The organism is Actinopolyspora xinjiangensis (assembly GCF_900104475.1).
GTDB classification, from domain to species: domain Bacteria; phylum Actinomycetota; class Actinomycetes; order Mycobacteriales; family Pseudonocardiaceae; genus Actinopolyspora; species Actinopolyspora xinjiangensis.
The window spans coordinates 175751-193426 of sequence record NZ_FNJR01000003.1; the positions used below are offsets into that span (position 1 = coordinate 175751).

Sequence of the window (17676 nt, forward strand, 5' to 3'; positions counted from 1 at the left end):
ACGACGGGTTCGAGGAGCACGGCTGATGAGCACGACCCTGCTGCGGATGCGTGGCATCGTCAAGACCTTCCCGGGAGTCCGGGCGCTGGACGGCGTGGATCTCGAGGTGCGCACCGGCGAGGTGCACTGCCTGCTGGGGCAGAACGGCGCGGGCAAGTCGACGCTGATCAAGGTGCTCTCGGGAGCGCAACGCCCCGACGAGGGAACGCTCGTGTGGGAGGGGGAGACGGTCTCACCACGTGCCCCGGCAGCGGCGATGCGGCTCGGCATCGCGACGATCTATCAGGAACTCGACCTCGTGGACGGTCTGTCGGTGGCCGAGAACATCTTTCTCGGTCACGAGCCGGCCACGGCCGGTTTCTCACGGCGTGCGGAGATGCTGCGAAGCGCCCGCCGGCTGCTCGAACGACTGGGGCACGGGGAGATCGACCCCGCTGTCGAGGTCGGCGAACTGCCCTCGGCGACCAAACAGCTCGTGAGCATGGCTCGCGCGCTCTCGCTCGACGCGCGGTTGATCGTCATGGACGAGCCCTCGGCGGTCCTGGCACACGACGAGATCGCCGGTCTCTTCCGAGTCATCGAGGAGCTCACCAGACAGGAGATCGCGATCGTCTACATCTCGCACCGGCTGGAGGAGATCCGCGAGATCGGTGACCGCATCACCGTGCTCAAGGACGGCAGGACCGTCGCCGAGAATCTCCCCGCGGCTCGGACCTCCACCGAACAGGTCGTGTCGCTGATGACGGGGCGGGACATGGAATCCGCCTTCCCCGAGCGCATTTCCGGGAGCGCTCCTGAACAGCGTGGGGAACTGCTGCGTGTCACCGAGCTGTGCCGCACCGGTGAGTTCGAGGACATCTCGTTCACCGTGGGCAGGGGCGAGATAGTGGGTATGGCCGGTCTGGTGGGCTCCGGGCGCTCGGAGATTCTGCAGACCGTCTACGGCGCGCGCAAACCACGCAGCGGTCACGTGGAGCTGGCGGGACAACGTCTCCGCCCGGGCAGTGTGCGCGCAGCCGTCCGAGCCGGGATGGGACTGGCCCCGGAGGAGCGCAAAAGCCAGGCGCTGGTCCCCTACGAGTCGATCGCGCACAACGTCTCGCTGGCCGCGCTGGGCCGCTACACCAGGCTGGGCTGGGTGAACAGGCCCGCTGAGCGCGCGGCCGCCGAGGAGGTGACCGGCTCACTGCGGCTCCAACCGCCGGACACGGCGCAACCGGTACGAGTGCTGTCCGGGGGGAACCAGCAGAAAGCCGTCGTGGCGCGGTGGTTGCTGGCCGACTGCGGGGTGCTGCTGCTGGACGAACCCACCCGCGGTGTCGACGTGGGCGCCAAGGCCGAGATATACGCGCTGGTGCGCGAACTGGCCGATTCCGGCGTCGGAGTGGTCCTGGTCTCCAGTGAGATCCCCGAGGTTCTCGGGCTCTCGGACCGCGTCCTCGTGCTCCGGGAGGGACGGATCGTCCGCGAGTCCCCCGCCGAGGAGATCGACGAGGCCGAAGTGCTCGACCTGTTCATCGAAGGGAGCGCCGCGTGACGGAGCAATCGCGCACCGACACGGTGTCCGCGCCGGAATCACGGTTGACCGCGGACGCGGCACCGAGGACACGAATCGCTCGCGCGAGGTTCTCGGGCGTCAACCAGCGACAGATTCTCGGGTTGCTGGCGGTACTGGCGATTCTGGTGGTGGTGGGAAGTACCACCACGGACAACTTCTTCGAAGTCTCCAACCTGATGCTGCTGCTGAGTCAGGCCTCGATCATCGGGGTCCTCTCGGTCGGGATGACCTTCGTGGTCATCAGCGGGGGGATCGACCTCTCGGTGGGAGCGATCATCGCCCTCGCCTCGGTGTGGGCCACGACGGGAGCCACCCAGGAGTTCGGCCTGTGGGGAATGCTGTTCACCGCCGTGGTCGTGGCGGGGGCCTGCGGCCTCATCAACGGTGTGCTGATCGCCTACGGCGGTCTGGTCTCCCTGATAGTGACGATCGCCGGGCTGGCCAGCTACCGGGGTATGGCCACCCTCATATCGGGAGGACAGCCGCAGGTGGTGCGGGTCGACGGATTCGGCGCCATCGCCACGACCGAGTTCCTGGGCATCCCGCTGCTGGTCTACATGTTCGCCGCGACGGTGCTCGTGGGCTGGTTGCTGCTGAACCGGACGACATTCGGCAGGCACGTGTTCGCCGTGGGAGGCAACGCGGAGGCCGCCAGGCTCGCGGGCATCGACGTGCGTCGGATCCGCACGACCGTGTTCGTGCTGTCCGGATTGTGCTGCGCGATCGCGGCGATCATGCTCACCGCCCGGACCGCCACCGGCGCCAGCACCCACGGCAACCTCTACGAGCTCGACGCCATCGCAGCGGTGATCCTCGGCGGCACGCTGCTCTCGGGCGGCAGGGGAACCCTGATCGGTTCGGTCCTGGGGGTCGTCGTGTTCACCACGGTCAACAACATCTTCGTGCTGAACAACCTGTCCACGCCGATCCAGCAGATCGCCAAGGGCGTGATCATCGTGATCGCCGTCCTGCTGCAACGCCGCGCGAACAGGACTTCGGCCGCCTGAGGACCGAAGCGCGCCACACGGAACCGTCCAGCCCCTCTTCCGCGAAGGAGTACAGACATGTCGAAGTGGGACAGTTCAGCGACACAACGCCGCCGCTTCCTGATGGGTGGGGCCGCCGTGGGAGCCGGGGCGCTGCTCACCGCCTGCACCGGCAGCGGAAGCAGCGGAGCCGAGGACGCCAACCAGCTCGTCGGCCAGAACCAGGGCGACAACTCCGAACCGGGCAGAACGGTCACCATCGGCTTGTCCATCCCCTCCGACGACCACGGCTGGATGGGCGCCATCGGCGAGAACGCCACGGCCCAGGCGGAGAGTTTCGAAGACGTCAACCTGGAGGCCACCGAGGGCACCAATGACGTGAACCGACAGATATCCCAGGTCAAGACGCTGATCAATAAGAAGGTCGACGTACTGGCGATCCTGCCGTTCAACGGGGAGTCACTGACCTCGGTGGCGGAGCAGGCGATGCGGGCGAACATACCGGTGGTCAACATCGACCGGGTCTTCGCTTCCAAACTCGCCTACCGCACCTGGATCGGTGGGGACAACTACGGCATGGGAGTCAACGCCGCGAACTTCATCGCCGACCGGCTCGAGCAGCAGGGCGTCGAGAACCCCGTGATCGTCGAGATCGCGGGGATCGACAACCTGGAGCTGACGCGCGAGCGCAGCAGAGGGTTCTCCGAGGCACTCGAGTCGCGTGGGCTGGCGGTGACGATGAGCCAGAGCGCCGAGTTCACCCCGCAGTCCGGTCGTCAGGTCATGGGCAACGTGCTGCAGGCCAGGAACAGGATCGACGCGGTCTGGAACCACGATGACAACCAGGGAGTCGGTGTGCTCGCCGCCATCGAGCAGGCCAACCGGACGGACGAGTTCTTCATGGTGGGTGGGGCGGGGTCGAAGGTGATGATGGAACACATCAAGGCGGGCGACACCCCCATGGCCGCCACCGTGCTGTACCCACCGACCATGTCCGCCTCGGCCATCAACATGGCCAGACTGATCGCTCAGCAGCGCAGCGTTTCCGGGTTGGTCGAACGTGCCGTGCCGAGCGAGATCACCCTGCACTCGGCGACCGTGGCCAAGGACAACGTCGACGAATACCTGCCAACGGCGTTCTGAGCGCGGCGCCGAGCGCCCCGAGCACTACGAGCGCACCGGCTCCGCGAAACCGGAGAACCGGTGCCTTCCCCGAGGACCAGGAAAGCCATTCACACAGGAAGGTGGCCGCGAGCGATGACGGAAAACGACCGACTGGGCGTCGGGATGGTGGGGTACTCGTTCATGGGAGCGGCCCACTCACAGGCCTGGCGCACCGTCGGCCGAGTCTTCGATCCACGTCCACAGCCCGTGATGTCCGTGCTGTGCGGACGTCGGGCCGACCACACCGCAGCCGCCGCCGAACGACTCGGCTGGGCCTCGGTCGAGACCGACTGGGAAAAACTGATCGAGCGCCCGGACGTGGAGCTGGTCGACATCTGCACCCCTGGTGATTCCCACCCCGAGATCGCGATCGCGGCTCTGGAGGCGGGCAAGCACGTGCTCTGCGAAAAGCCCCTGGCGAACTCCGTGGCGGCGGCGAGCGCGATGACCGAAGCCGCCGAGAAGGCGAGCGCGCGCGGGATACGCAGCATGGTGGGCTTCAACTACCGCCGGGTTCCCGCGTTGGCGCTGGCACGGCGGATGGTGGCCGACGGCAGGCTCGGCACGATCCGGCACGTGCGCGCCCAGTACCTGCAGGACTTCATAGTCGATCCGGAGTCCCCCATGATGTGGCGACTGGACCGGGAACGCGCCGGATCGGGCGCTCTCGGCGACATCGGCGCCCACATCGTCGACCTGACGCGGTTCGTCACCGGTCAGGAGATCACGGGGGTGTCCGGGATGACGGAGACCTTCGTCCACGAACGTCCGCTCGACGACGGCAGCGGCGCCTACGGACGGGTCACCGTCGACGACGCCGCGGCGTTCCTCGCCCGGCTGGACGGCGGTGCGATGGCGACCTTCGAGGCCACCCGGTTCGCCACCGGGCGCAAGAACGCCATGCGCCTGGAACTCAACGGTTCCGCGGGCAGTCTGGCCTTCGACTTCGAGTCGATGAACGAACTGCTGTTTTACGACCGCACCGAGGACGCGGAGACCGCGGGATTCCGCAGGGTACTGGCCACCGAGCCCGAGCACCCCTACCTGCACGCCTGGTGGCCACCGGGGCACGGTCTCGGGTACGAGCACACCTTCACGCACCAGATGCGGGACCTGCTCGAGGCCATCGGCACCGGCGGCGATCCCGAGCCCTCGTTCGCCGACGGCCTCGCGGTGCAACGCGTGCTGGCGGCGGTCGAGCACAGTTCGCGCGAGCACAGCGTCTGGACGGAGGTGTCCCGACAGCACACGTCCTGAACCCCTCGTCGAGGACGAAAGGATTCACCATGCACGGTTTCACGAACCCCGACAGGCGTGCCTTCCTCCGAGGCGCCGGGGCCACCGCTCTGGCGATGGGCGCTTCATCCGTGGGAGCGCGAACAGCCCTGGCGGGAACACAGTGGGGGCACGGGCCGCACTTACCGCCGAGCAAGATCGGCATCCAGCTCTACACCATGCGCGACATGATGAGCGAGTCCGTGGTAGACACGCTCTCCTTCCTGTCCGAGGTCGGCTACTCGGAGGTGGAGTTCGCCGGGCTGCACGGCCACACACCGGAACGGGTGCACGATCTGCTGCGGGAACTACGCCTGCGGACTCCCGCCGGTCACGAGGACATCCCCACCGACCGGGACCGGCTGGAGCGGATCCTGCACCGGGCCAGAACTCTGGGGCAGCGCTGGGTCGTGCTCCCCTGGTTCTCCGCCGACGACCTGGCCTCCTACCAACGGCTGGCCGAGCGGCTGAACTGGGCGGGAGAGCTGGCGCGCGGATACGGTCTCCGGATCGGGTACCACAACCACGCCCACGAGTTCCGAAAACTGGCGGGGAAACGTCCCTACGACGTGCTGCTGGACGAGACCGACCGGCGGCTGGTCGACTTCGAGGTGGACCTCTACTGGGTGGTCAAGGCGGGCGTGGACCCCTTGGAGCTGTTCGAACGCGCCCCCCGCAGATTTCCACTGGCGCATGTCAAGGGAATGGCGCCGGACGGTTCGTTCGCCGACCTGGGCGAGGGAGTCATCGACTACGAACGCGTTCTCGCGGCGCGTAACCGTGCCGGAATTCGCCACTTCTTCGTGGAGCGTGACGACCAACCGCACCCGAGGGAAACCGCGAAGGAGGGATACCACTATCTCCGACATCTCGGGTGCTGAGCGGCAACCGGCATTCCGAGCTCGACCAGGATCAGGTTTTCCCGCTGGGGAAAGCGACCCCGTCCGGTCGCTCCTGCCCGGTGCACCGTGCCACGGATACCACGTACCGCCGTTCGGCTGCGAAAACCGGAGGCAGGCCGGTTCGGAACCGAGTTCCCCACAGGACGACGTCCTGTCGCTCACCCCGTATTCGAATTCGAAGCAGCATGCTGTCTACAGAGGGAGACACCGTGCCACCGTTATTACGTAGAGCGCTAGCGGCGACATTCAGCACGATCCTTCTCTTCGGAACCATGATCGCGTTCGGCGCGCCGGCCGCCGCCCGGTCGGACGACTCGTCCTCGGACGCGAACAGCACCGAGTCCGCACCGGAGATGACTCCGAAGCACCAGGAGTTCGACGTCCTGCTGTTCTCCAAGACCGCCGGTTACCGACACGGTTCCATCCCGGCCGGGATCGAGGCCGTGAAACAGCTCGGCGAGGAGCATCACTTCGGAGTGACCGCGACCGAGGACGCCACGGCGTTCACCTACGAGAACCTCCAGCAGTACGAGGCGGTGGTGTGGCTGTCCACCACCGGCGACGTGCTCAACTCCGAACAACAGGCGGCCTTCGAGAAGTACATCAACAACGGCGGTGGCTACGCCGGGGTGCACGCCGCTGCCGACACGGAGTACGACTGGCAATTCTACGGCGACCTCGTCGGGGCCTACTTCGACTCGCACCCCGCCGTCCAGGAAGCCACCGTCAACGTCACCGACCCGGACCATCCCTCGACATCCTCACTGCCGGAGGAGTGGACCCGCACCGACGAGTGGTACAACTACTCGCCCAACCCGCGTGAGAACGTGCACGTGCTCAGCACGCTGGACGAGTCCACCTACGACGGCGGCTCGATGGGCGAGGACCACCCGATCAGTTGGTGTCAGCCCTACCAGGGTGGCCGTTCCTGGTACACAGGTATGGGGCACACCACCGAGTCCTACTCGGACCAGGACTTCCTGGATCACCTCGCCGGTGGCATCCGCACCGCGGCGGGCGCGGTCTCGGCCGACTGCGGTGGTTCCGCCTCGGCGGGCACCCTCAACCAGGTGACACTGGCCAAGACCGCCGACGAGGTCGGCGAGCCCATGGGAATGGCGGTACTGCCCAACGGCGACGTGCTGCACAGCGAGCGCCAGGGCACGGTGTACTACACCACCGCGGCCGGTGACACCAAAGTAGCCGCCGACGTGCCGGTCTACACCCACGACGAGGAAGGACTGCAGTCGCTGGCGGTGGACCCGGACTTCGAGCGGAACCGGTGGGTCTACCTCTACTACGCTCCCCCGTTGAATACCCCCTCGGGAGACGCGCCCGCCAGTGCCGACGACCCGGCGGTGTTCGAGGAGTGGCAGGGCTACAACCAGCTGTCACGCTTCAAGCTCACCCAGGACGGCACCCTCGACACGAGCAGCGAGCAGCGGATCATGCGGGTGGAGGCCACCCGTGGCATGTGCTGCCACGTGGGCGGTGACATCGCATTCGGCCCCGAGGGGTCGCTGTACCTGTCCACCGGCGACGACTCGAACCCCTTCCAGTCGAGCGGGTACACCCCGATCGACGAGCGCACCAATCGCAACCCCGCCTTCGACGCGCAGCGCACCTCGAGCAACACCAACGACCTGCGCGGCAAGGTCCTGCGCATCGACGTGGCCTCCGACGGTTCCTACACGATCCCGCAGGGCAACATGTTCGCGGGCGACGACAGCGACAAGACCCGCGGCGAGATCTACGCGATGGGCTTCCGCAACCCCTACCGGATCTCGGTCGACCAACGGACCGGCACGGTCTACGTGGGCAACTACGGTCCCGATGCCGCCACGGCGGATCCGCAGCGCGGCCCGGCGGGCATCGTGGAGTACGAACGCGTCACCGAACCCGGCTTCCACGGCTGGCCGTACTGCGTCGGTGACAACAAGGCCTACCACGACTACGACTTCGCCACCGGCGAATCCAGCGGCGAGTACGACTGCGCCAACCCGGTCAACGACTCGCCCAACAACGACGGGCTCACCCAGCTGCCCGCGGCGGAACCCGCATGGCTGCCCTACAACGACGACTCGGTTCCCGAGCTCGGCTCGGGCAGCGAATCGCCCATGGGCGGCCCCGTCTACCGCTACGACGCCGACAGCCCCTCCACGACGAAACTGCCCGCCTCCTATGACGGCGAGTTCTTCGCCTACGAGTGGGGGCGCGGCTGGATCAAGACGATCACACCGGACGCCGACGGCCAGCCGTCGCGGATCGAGGATTTCTTCCCCTCGATGACGCTCACCCGTCCGATGGACATCGAGTTCGGTCCCGGTGGTTCGCTGTACGTACTCGACTACGGCAGCGGATACTTCGGCGGCGCCGAGGACTCGGCACTGTACCGGATCGACTACACCCGCGACGGTCGCGCCCCCACGGCACAGGTCTCGGCCGAGCCGACCAACGGCCAGGCCCCGCTGGAGGTCGACTTCTCCTCGCAGGGGTCCTCGGATCCGGACCAGGGCGACTCGTTGAGCTACGCGTGGGACTTCGACGGTGACGGGCGAACCGACAGCACCGAAGCCGACCCCACGCACACCTACACATCGGAGGGCGAGCACACCGCCACCCTGACCGTCACCGACCAGACCGGAAAGACCGGCACGGCCAGTGAAACCGTGGTGGTGGGCAACACCGCTCCCCGGGTGTCGTTCCAGCGACCGGCCGCGGGCAAGGTCTTCGAGTTCGGGGACACGATCAACTACGAGGTCTCGGTCACCGATCCGGACGGCACGGCGGTCGACTGCTCGAAGGTGCACGTGGAGTACATCCTGGGTCACTCCACGGGCAACGACTCCCACGGACACCCGCTGAGCGAGTCCGACGGGTGCGGCGGCACCATCGAGACCTCCAACACCGACGGGCACCAGGGAGCCGACATATACGGTGTGCTCAACGCGAGCTACACCGACACCTCCCCGAGTGAACAGGTACCGAACCTGACGGGCTCCGCCGAGATCATCATGCAGCCCGCGGGCAAGGAGGCCGAGTTCTTCGACGACAGCAGCGGAGTACAGGTCGTGGAGGACAGCGCCGGGGCCGACGCGGGTGCCAGGGTCGGACACATCCAGTCGGGTGACTGGATCTCGTTCACCCCCTACAACCTCGGTGGGATCCGGTCGGCCGACTTCCGCGTCTCCTCGGGCGGCCCGGGCGGCACGATCGAGGTGCGCTCCGGCTCCCCCGACGGCCCCGTGGTGGCCACCGCCGAGGTGCCCCACACCGGCGGCTGGGACAGCTACACCGAGGTGGACCCCGTACCGGTGACCGATCCGGGCGGTTCGGACGAGCTGTTCCTGGTGTTCACGGGCAGCGGTTCGGGCGGCCTGTTCGACGTGGACTCGATGCACCTCAACCGCTCGGGGACCACGCCCTCCTGCGAGGCGGTGCAGCCCGAACAGGGCTACACCAGCCTGTTCGACGGCACCGCGGCCAGCATGAACGGCTGGAAGCAGGCGGGCCCCGGCGGCTTCGAGCACACCGCGGAGTGCGTGCTGCGCTCCACCGGTGGCATGGGGCTGTACTGGTTCGGTGACCGGGAGTTCGAGGCACCCTACTCGCTGAAGTTGGACTGGAAGCTCTCCGACCAGGACAACTCCGGGGTGTTCGTGGGCTTCCCTGATCCGGGCGACGACCCGTGGGACGCGGTCAACCGGGGTGAGGAGATCCAGATAGACCCCACCGACGAGCCGAGGAACCAGACCGGGGCGATCTACGACGAGAAAGCTCCCGACCAGGAAAAACGCGACGCCGCGTTGAACCCGACGGGAGAATGGAACACCTACGAGATCGTCGTGGCCGAACAGTCGATCACGGTCCACCTCAACGGTGAGCGGATCACCCACTGGGTCGATGACGACCAGAACGTGGACCTGAGCAACGGCCACATCGGGCTGCAGAACCACGGTGACGAGGACACGGTGTTCTTCCGCGACGTCCGCATCGACGAGAACATCGACGTGACCGCGCCGAAGATCTCGGCCGTACCGGATCCCGCCGAACCCAACGGGGACCCGCACGGCGAGTACGCGGGCACCTACAACACCCCCGTGGCGGTAACGCTGGAGGCCTCGGACTCCGGTTCCGGCGTGGGAAGCGTGGAGTACCGCGTGGACGACGGTGACTGGACCGCATACGCGGAACCGGTGACCGTCGAGACCGCTGGCGAGCACACCCTGCGCTACCGCGCCACGGACGTGGCGGGGAACACCTCACCGGTGGGCACGTTCACCTTCGAGATCAGACCCGACTCCTGCCTGGGGTCGGACCTGCGCGGGACCGTGGTGATCGGCTCCGAGGACACCGGCGTCACCAACCGGGACTCCGGGAACGGCTGCACGATCAACGACCTGATCGAGGAGCGGGCCGGGTACGGCAACCACGGCGAGTTCGTGTCGCACGTGGACCGCGTGACCGACGAACTCATCGCCGGAGGTGTCATCCCGAAAAGTGACAAGGGCCGGATCATGAGCGCCGCCGGGCGCTCCGACATCGGCAAGTGAGTTCCCGCCCCGGTTCCCGCGCGGAACCGGGGCAGGCCGCCGAACTTCCCCGGACACCGGTCGGTCCACGCTCGGTGTCCGGGGGGCGCGTCCCGAACGGACCGAGGCAAGCGAGGAGGGCGGTCCTTTGACGACTTCGGACAGTGAGAAACGAACCGGGATCTGGCTCATCGGGGCCCGGGGCTCGGTCGCCACCACCGCGATCGCGGGGGCGGCGGCGTTGCGCGATCGGCTGATCCCGCCCACCGGCTGCGTCACCGAGTCCCCGGAACTCCTCGACGAGGGGATGCCGGGCTTCGACGACCTCGTGTTCGCCGGGCACGACATCACCGAGACACCGTTGCCGAAACGTGCCGAGCAGCTCGAGGTGGCTGGAATACTGCCCCGCGGGGTGCGCGAGCTGGTCCACACCGACCTCGCCGCCACGGACCAGCGGATCAGGCGAGGTGTCGCTCCGGAGGAGGCCGGGCACGACCAGCTGGAAACGGCCGAACGGCTGATCGAACAGTTGTGCTCCTTCCGGGAGTTGTACGGGCTCTCCCGCGTCGTGGTGATCAATGTGGCCGCCACCGAGGCGCACCCTCCGGCTCGGAGCGAGCACACCGGCCTCGAAGAGCTGGAACACGGGCTCCGGCGATCCGATCCGGACGGTGGCACGGTGCTTCCTCCCAGTTCGCTCTACGCCTACGCGGCACTGCGGGCCGGTTGCCCCTACGCCGACTTCACCCCCTCGACCGGGGTCCGACTGCCAGCTCTGGACGAGCTGGCCGCACGACGCGGAGTGCCCTACGCGGGTAGCGACGGCAAAACCGGTGAGACCCTGGTCAAGTCCGCGCTGCTGCCGATGTTCTCCAGTCGTGCGCTGCACGTCCACTCCTGGTCGGGCACCAACCTGCTCGGCGGCGGCGACGGGCGCAACCTCGCCGATCCGGACAACGTGACCAGCAAGACCACCTCGAAACAACGTGCCGTCCACGAGTCACTGGGATATCCGGTCGACGGCGAGGTGCACATCGACTACGTCTCCGCGCTGGGCGAGTGGAAAACGGCCTGGGACCACATCTCCTTCGAGGGCTTTCTCGGCAACAGGATGACCATGCAGTTCACCTGGCAGGGCTGCGACTCCGCGCTGGCGGCTCCACTCGTGCTCGATCTGGCCCGACTGCTGGCGCGCGCGCACGAACGCGGCCACTCCGGTCCCCTGCCCCAGCTCGGTTTCTTCTTCAAGGACCCGGTCGCCTCGGACGAGCACCGGCTGGTGGCGCAGTTCGAAACCCTTCGCACCTTCGTACGGCGACTACGGGAGGAACAGTGATGCGGATCCGGACGCTGCTCGAACTCGTGCGCGCCCCGGCCGCGCTGTCCGTACCCGGCGATGTGGCGGCCGGGGCGGTGCGACGGCCCTCCGACCGAGGCACCACGGCGGGGCTGGTGCTGTCCTCGTGCTGCCTGTACTGGGCGGGCATGGCGCTCAACGACTACACCGACCGGCTGGTCGACGCGGTGGAACGGCCGGGAAGACCCATCCCGTCCGGTCGTGTTCCCGCGTCCTCCGCACTGGCCCTCTCGATCTCGCTGACCGCACTGGCCACGGGGATCGCCGCGCTTTCCGGCGGCAAGCGAACGCTGGTGAGCGGCATCCCACTGGCGGGAACGATCTGGGGCTACAACCTGGGCCTGAAGAACACCCCCGCCGGCCCCGCCACGATGGCGACCGCGCGTGCCCTCGACGTGCTGCACGGCGCCGGCCCCGCAGGGCCCCGCGACGCGGCACCGGCGGCCGCCGTGATCGGTGCGCACACCTTCGCCGTCAGCACGGTGGGACGTGACGAGGTCACCGGGGCTCCCCGACGGGTTCCCGCGATCGCGCTGGCCGTGACGGTCGCGATCGTCTCGACACTCCTCGTACGCACCCGGCTGATGACCGGGTCCGGCGGTTCCGAACCGCCACCGCTGCCCGCGCGGGGCACGACACTGGCGGCCCTGACCGTCTACGCGGGCACGGTCGGCACCGCCCAGTGGCGGGCACTCCGCGAGCCGAGCCCGGCACGGCTGCGCAGGGCCACCGGTGACGGGATCCTCGGGATGATCCCGCTGCAGGCGGCACTGATCGCGGCGGGAGGGGCCAAGCACCGCGCGGTCACCGTGCTGTCGGCCTATCCGGTCGCGCGACGACTCTTCGGACGGGTGTCCCCGACATGAGCGAAACGGACCACTCCCCCACCGACTCGGCGACAGCACCGGAGCACACCCACGCCGGACAGCGGCTGCGTTTCGGCTACGGCACGAACGGATTCGACAACCACCGGCTGACGGACGCCCTGGAAGTAATGGCCGAGCAGGGCTACACCGGGGTCGCCCTGACGCTCGACCACCACCACCTCGACCCGTTTCACCCCGACGTGGCCGAACACACCAACCGGCTACGGCGGGATCTGGACCGGCTGGGCCTGGACGTGGTCGTGGAGACAGGTGCCCGCTACCTGCTCGACCCGTGGCACAAACACCACCCGACGCTGCTCTCGGAGCCGGGACGAACACTGCGCCTCGACCTCCTGCGCCGCGCGGTGCGGATAGCCGCACGAGTGGGCGCCGGCGTCGTCTCGTTCTGGAGCGGGGTGAAACCCGAACAGCTCGACGAGGACGCGGCGTGGTCCCGCCTGGTCGAGGGCTGTTCGGAGGTGCTCGACACCGCTGCAGAGCACGGCGTGAAGCTGGGCTTCGAGCCGGAACCCGGCATGTTCGTCCAGGACCTGGCCGGTTTCGAACGACTGGCGGCGAAACTGGGCCACCCCGAGCTGTTCGGCGTGACGCTGGACGTCGGGCACTGCCGCTGCCTGGAGCCCATCGACGTGCCCGCCTGCGTGCGCCGCGCCGGTCCCAACCTGGTCAACGTCCAGATCGACGACATGCGGCGCGGTGTGCACGAGCACCTGGAGTTCGGTGAGGGCGACATCGACTTCCCACCGGTGATGGCCGCACTGCGCGAGGTGGAGTACCGCGGTCTCGTCTCGGTGGAGCTGCCCCGGCACGGCCACGCGGCGCCGCTCGTGGCACGGCGTTCACTCCGCTTTCTGCGGCGAGCCGCCTCGGAGGTGACAGCATGACCCCCCACCCAGATCCTTCCGACCTGCGTGCCGCTCTGCGGGAGCGAGCCGACACGTCGGGGATGCGTTGGCTGGAGGAGGCGCTGACGCGCGTAGCGCAACGGCGGAGCGCCATCGGCACGCTGTTCCCGGCGGCGGGAAGGGAGTGCGCACGCGGCACACTCGTCGAGGACTCGGAGGAGCCCCGGGCGGTGCCGCGGACCTGGACCTGTGAGGACGCGGTACGGGCACTGCTGCTGACCGCGCTCCCGCTGGAGGGAGCCGAACTGGGATCCGAGGTCACGGCGTTGTACCGCTACGGCGACGCCGCGGAGAAGCGTGGAGTACTGCGGGGGCTCGGGCTGCTGCGTGCCGACGAAGGGTTGGTGGAGGCCGGGCTGCCGCTGGTGCGGGACGGATTGCGCAGCAACGACACCAGCCTCGTCGCGGCAGCGCTGAGCGAGTTCGGGGCGAGCCACCTCGACGCGCCGGCCTACCGGCAGGGCGTGCTCAAATGCGTGTTCCTGGGAATACCGCTTCGGGACGTCGCCGGGTTGCCGGAACGAGCCGACGCCGAACTGGCGCGCATGCTCAACGACTACGCCCGGGAACGCAGCGCGGCCGGACGCGAGATCCCCGCCGACGTCTGGCGGATCGTTGATCCGCCGCGGTTCCATCCCCGTGAGGAGGCATGATGCGCATCTTCGATCCGCACATCCACATGAGTTCACGCACCACGAACGACTACGAAGCGATGTACCGGGCGGGGGTGAGAGCACTGGTCGAGCCCTCCTTCTGGGTGGGCCAGCCCCGCACCTCCGTGGGCACCTTCGTGGACTACTTCGACAGCCTCGTCGGCTGGGAACCGTTCCGCGCGGCCCAGTACGGCATCGCACACCACTGCACCATCGGCCTCAACCCGAAGGAAGCCAACGATCCCAGGTGCCGTGGCGTGCTGGAGGTGCTGCCGCGCTATCTGGCCAAGGACGGGGTGGTGGCCGTGGGCGAGCTCGGATACGACGCCATGACCGCCGAGGAGGACGAGGTATTCGCCGCCCAGCTGGAGCTGGCCGCCGAGCACGAGCTGCCGGTACTCGTGCACACCCCGCACCGGGACAAGGAGGCTGGTACTCGGCGCAGCCTCGACGTGATCCGGGAATCCGGCGTCCCGGTCGAACGGGTGGTCGTCGACCACCTCAACGAGACGACCGTGGAAGCGGTGGCCGAATCGGGATGCTGGATGGGGTTCTCGATCTACCCGGACACCAAGATGGACGAGGACCGGATGGTCCGGCTGATGCGGCAGTACGGTGTCGAACGCGTGCTGGTCAACTCGGCGGCCGACTGGGGCAAGAGCGATCCGCTGAAAACGAGCAAGACAGCCCACGCGATGCTGGCCGCCGGGTTCGAACCGGCAGCCGTGGACCGGGTTTTCTGGGCCAACCCGGTGGAGTTCTACGCGCAGAGCGGTCGGCTGCGCCCCGAGACTCCCGTCACGGCCGGGGACAACGGGGCGACTTTCGCGGGCAACTCCATCGAACGCGGGAGTCGCTAGCCATGAGATTTCGTCACCGTGATGGAACGACCATACACCTGTCCTACTGCACCAACGTACACCCGGCCGAGGACATCGACGGTATCGTCGCGCAGTTCGACCGCTACGCCGTGCCGATCCGTCGACGGCTCGGGGTGGACCGGCTCGGACTCGGGCTGTGGCTGGCACGGGACGTGGCCACCGCGCTGGTCCAGGACGAGACCGCGCTGGCGCGGTTGCGGGCCGAGCTGACAGCGCGGGGACTGGAAGTGGTGACCCTGAACGGTTTCCCCTACCGGGGGTTTCAACGAGCGGTGGTCAAGCACGCGGTGTACCGGCCCGACTGGTCGGAACGGGCCAGGCTGGAGTACACGATCGACCTGGCGAAGCTGTTGCTGGCTCTGTTGCCCGAGGACGTGGACACCGGCAGCGTTTCCACGCTACCGCTGGGCTGGGGCGCGTGGTGGTCCGAGGAGCACCACGCGAGAGCACTCGCCCAGCTGACCGAACTGACCGACACGCTCTCCCTCCTCACGGCACGGGAGGGGCGTTCGGTGCTGGTCGGCTTGGAACCGGAACCCGGTTGCGTGCTGGAGACCACAGCCCAGGCTGTCTCGGCATTGTCCGGAACGGACACCGAGCACCTCGGGGTCTGCCTGGACGCCTGCCACCTGGCGGTGGCGTTCGAGGAACCGGAACGAGCGGTGACGCGGTTACGCGAGGCCGGACTGCCGGTGGTGAAGACACAGGCTTCCTGCGCCCTACGGATCGACGAACCGCGCGACCAGCGAGCGCTGGAAGAGCTGGAAGCGTTCGTGGAGCCGCGGTTCCTGCACCAGACCCAGCAAAGCGGTGACGGCGTCCGACGCGCGGTCGACGACCTGGAACACGCCCTGTCCGGAGAGCTCTCGGGGGAACGGGAGTGGCGGGTCCACTTCCACACCCCGTTGCACACCGCGCCGAGCTCCCCGTTGCGCGGCACCCACGAGGAACTCGCCGCGACGCTGCGGGCCCTGCTGGGTGAGGCCACGGCGCACACCCGACACGTGGAGGTGGAGACCTACACCTGGAACGTGCTTCCGCGCTCGGACGGTCACTCCGAGGACGTCGGAGCGGGGATAGCCGCGGAACTCGAGTGGACCCGGCGACAGCTGCTCGAACTCGGACTCACGGAGGAAGGTCGATGAATCACGCTCCTGGAGAACGCTCCCGCGTACTGCTGTTGGACGTGGTGGGACTTACCCCCCGCCTGCTGGAGCACATGCCCAACCTCGCCCGAACGGCGGAGCGCGGTTTCCGGGCCGAGCTGAGAACCGTGTTCCCCGCCGTCACGTGCCCCGTGCAATCGAGCCTGCTCACCGGAAGTCGCCCGAACGGGCACGGCGTGGTCGGCAACGGCTGGTTCTTCCGCGACATCGGCGAGATCTTCTTCTGGCGCCAGTACAACGGCCTGGTGGAAGGTGAAAAGATCTGGCACGCCGCCCGCGAGTCGGATCCGGGCTACCGGGTCAGCAACATCTGCTGGTGGTACGCGATGGGGATGGACGTCGACGAGACCGTCACCCCACGCCCCGTCTACCACGCGGACGGCCGCAAGTCTCCGGACTGCTACACGTTCCCGACCGCGCTGCGTGACGAGCTCACCGGGGAGTTCGGTACCTTTCCGCTGTTCAACTACTGGGGGCCCACCGCCTCGATCGACTCCAGTCGCTGGATCGCCGGGGCCACCGGCCACATGCTGGCGACGCGCGGCTCCGACCTGACGATGGCCTACATTCCGCACCTGGACTACGATCTGCAGCGGTACGGCCCGGACAGCGAGCGAGCGGCGACCGCCGCGCGGGAAGTGGACGGAGTACTGGCCCCGCTGCTGAACCGGGCCGAGGCGGAAGGGACCACGGTGGTGGCGCTGTCCGAGTACGGCATCACCGCGGCCAACAGGCCCGTCGACATCAATCGTGCGTTGCGGCGGGAGCGACTGCTGCACGTGCACACCCAGGCGGGCATGGAGTACCTCGACCCGTGGAGTTCACGCGCCTTCGCGGTAGCCGACCACCAGGCGGCGCACGTCTACGTCAGGGACCGGAGCGACCTCGCCAGGGTTCGTGACGTGGTCGCTTCGCTGCCCGGTGTGGACGAGGTCCTCGACGGCGCGGGCAAGGCACGTCACGGGCTCGACCACGAACGAGCCGGTGACCTCGTGGCGATGGCCGAACCGGACGCGTGGTTCACCTACTACTACTGGCTCGACGACGAACGTGCCCCCGACTTCGCCACTCACGTGGAGATCCACCGCAAACCGGGCTACGACCCGGCCGAGCTGTTCATGGATCCGGCGGACAGCTGGGTCAGACTGCGAGCGGCGGCCGCGGTGGCCCGCAAGAAGCTGGGCATGCGTTACCGGATGAACGTGGTGCCCCTGGACCCGAGTCCGGTCCGCGGCAGTCACGGCAGGCTTCCCGACACCCCCTCCGAAGGTCCGGTGCTGCTGTGCTCGGATCCCAGGTTCGGCGAGGAGAGCTACCACGTCACCGAGGTGAAGGAGTTGCTGCTCCGAATCGCGGGACTTCGACAACCGCGACGAGCGACACGATGAACCGCACTCTCGTGGGAAAGGA

13 protein-coding genes are annotated in these 17676 nt (G+C 68.0%); all 13 read left to right on the top strand.

Going from position 1 to position 17676, the window contains the following annotated elements:
* Positions 1 to 25 precede the first annotated feature (25 nt).
* A complete protein-coding gene (locus BLQ75_RS05735; RefSeq protein WP_092598893.1) occupies positions 26 to 1537 on the top strand; it encodes a sugar ABC transporter ATP-binding protein in 1512 nt (503 codons plus the stop codon).
* Entirely contained in the window at positions 1534 to 2565 is a 1032-nt protein-coding gene (locus BLQ75_RS05740; RefSeq protein ID WP_170837348.1) for an ABC transporter permease, read from the top strand. The genes BLQ75_RS05735 and BLQ75_RS05740 overlap by 4 nt, the downstream gene beginning before the upstream one ends.
* A gap of 57 nt (positions 2566 to 2622) precedes the next feature.
* Positions 2623 to 3687 carry a substrate-binding domain-containing protein gene (locus BLQ75_RS05745; RefSeq protein WP_092598896.1) on the top strand — a complete coding sequence of 355 codons (1065 nt, stop codon included), beginning with the start codon at positions 2623 to 2625 and terminating at the stop codon, positions 3685 to 3687.
* A gap of 114 nt (positions 3688 to 3801) precedes the next feature.
* Entirely contained in the window at positions 3802 to 4965 is a 1164-nt protein-coding gene (locus tag BLQ75_RS05750) for a Gfo/Idh/MocA family protein (RefSeq protein WP_092598900.1), read from the top strand.
* A 29-nt stretch (positions 4966 to 4994) separates the two neighbouring features.
* Complete coding sequence (locus tag BLQ75_RS05755) at positions 4995 to 5864, top strand: sugar phosphate isomerase/epimerase family protein (RefSeq protein WP_092598903.1); 870 nt, start codon at positions 4995 to 4997, stop codon at positions 5862 to 5864.
* 293 nt (positions 5865 to 6157) lie between these two features.
* Complete coding sequence (locus BLQ75_RS05760) at positions 6158 to 10438, top strand: ThuA domain-containing protein (RefSeq protein ID WP_244515262.1); 4281 nt, start codon at positions 6158 to 6160, stop codon at positions 10436 to 10438.
* 127 nt (positions 10439 to 10565) lie between these two features.
* On the top strand, positions 10566 to 11753 hold the full coding sequence (locus BLQ75_RS05765) for an inositol-3-phosphate synthase (protein WP_092598909.1): 1188 nt from the start codon (positions 10566 to 10568) through the stop codon (positions 11751 to 11753).
* Positions 11753 to 12640, top strand: coding sequence for an SCO3242 family prenyltransferase (locus BLQ75_RS05770; RefSeq protein WP_092598912.1), 888 nt, complete (start codon positions 11753 to 11755; stop codon positions 12638 to 12640). Before BLQ75_RS05765 ends, BLQ75_RS05770 begins: the two co-directional genes overlap by 1 nt.
* A gap of 65 nt (positions 12641 to 12705) precedes the next feature.
* Positions 12706 to 13545 carry a sugar phosphate isomerase/epimerase family protein gene (locus tag BLQ75_RS05775; protein ID WP_425286440.1) on the top strand — a complete coding sequence of 280 codons (840 nt, stop codon included), beginning with the start codon at positions 12706 to 12708 and terminating at the stop codon, positions 13543 to 13545.
* On the top strand, positions 13542 to 14219 hold the full coding sequence (locus BLQ75_RS05780) for an EboA domain-containing protein (protein WP_092598918.1): 678 nt from the start codon (positions 13542 to 13544) through the stop codon (positions 14217 to 14219). Before BLQ75_RS05775 ends, BLQ75_RS05780 begins: the two co-directional genes overlap by 4 nt.
* Positions 14219 to 15079 carry a TatD family hydrolase gene (locus tag BLQ75_RS05785; RefSeq protein ID WP_092598921.1) on the top strand — a complete coding sequence of 287 codons (861 nt, stop codon included), beginning with the start codon at positions 14219 to 14221 and terminating at the stop codon, positions 15077 to 15079. The genes BLQ75_RS05780 and BLQ75_RS05785 overlap by 1 nt, the downstream gene beginning before the upstream one ends.
* Before the next feature lie 2 nt (positions 15080 to 15081).
* A complete protein-coding gene (gene eboE, locus BLQ75_RS05790) occupies positions 15082 to 16245 on the top strand; it encodes a metabolite traffic protein EboE (protein WP_092598924.1) in 1164 nt (387 codons plus the stop codon).
* Positions 16242 to 17654, top strand: coding sequence for an alkaline phosphatase family protein (locus BLQ75_RS05795; protein WP_092598927.1), 1413 nt, complete (start codon positions 16242 to 16244; stop codon positions 17652 to 17654). The genes eboE and BLQ75_RS05795 overlap by 4 nt, the downstream gene beginning before the upstream one ends.
* Positions 17655 to 17676: the final 22 nt, after the last annotated feature.

Excerpts from the sequence above, each read along its gene's own strand:
- BLQ75_RS05735 (WP_092598893.1), top strand. The coding sequence starts at position 26 with ATGAGCACGACCCTGCTGCGGATGCGTGGCATCGTCAAGACCTTCCCG.
- BLQ75_RS05745 (WP_092598896.1), top strand. The coding sequence starts at position 2,623 with ATGTCGAAGTGGGACAGTTCAGCGACACAACGCCGCCGCTTCCTGATG.
- BLQ75_RS05750 (WP_092598900.1), top strand. The coding sequence starts at position 3,802 with ATGACGGAAAACGACCGACTGGGCGTCGGGATGGTGGGGTACTCGTTC.
- BLQ75_RS05755 (WP_092598903.1), top strand. The coding sequence starts at position 4,995 with ATGCACGGTTTCACGAACCCCGACAGGCGTGCCTTCCTCCGAGGCGCC.
- BLQ75_RS05760 (WP_244515262.1), top strand. The coding sequence starts at position 6,158 with ATGATCGCGTTCGGCGCGCCGGCCGCCGCCCGGTCGGACGACTCGTCC.
- BLQ75_RS05770 (WP_092598912.1), top strand. The coding sequence starts at position 11,753 with ATGCGGATCCGGACGCTGCTCGAACTCGTGCGCGCCCCGGCCGCGCTG.
- BLQ75_RS05780 (WP_092598918.1), top strand. The coding sequence starts at position 13,542 with ATGACCCCCCACCCAGATCCTTCCGACCTGCGTGCCGCTCTGCGGGAG.
- BLQ75_RS05785 (WP_092598921.1), top strand. The coding sequence starts at position 14,219 with ATGCGCATCTTCGATCCGCACATCCACATGAGTTCACGCACCACGAAC.
- eboE (WP_092598924.1), top strand. The coding sequence starts at position 15,082 with ATGAGATTTCGTCACCGTGATGGAACGACCATACACCTGTCCTACTGC.
- BLQ75_RS05795 (WP_092598927.1), top strand. The coding sequence starts at position 16,242 with ATGAATCACGCTCCTGGAGAACGCTCCCGCGTACTGCTGTTGGACGTG.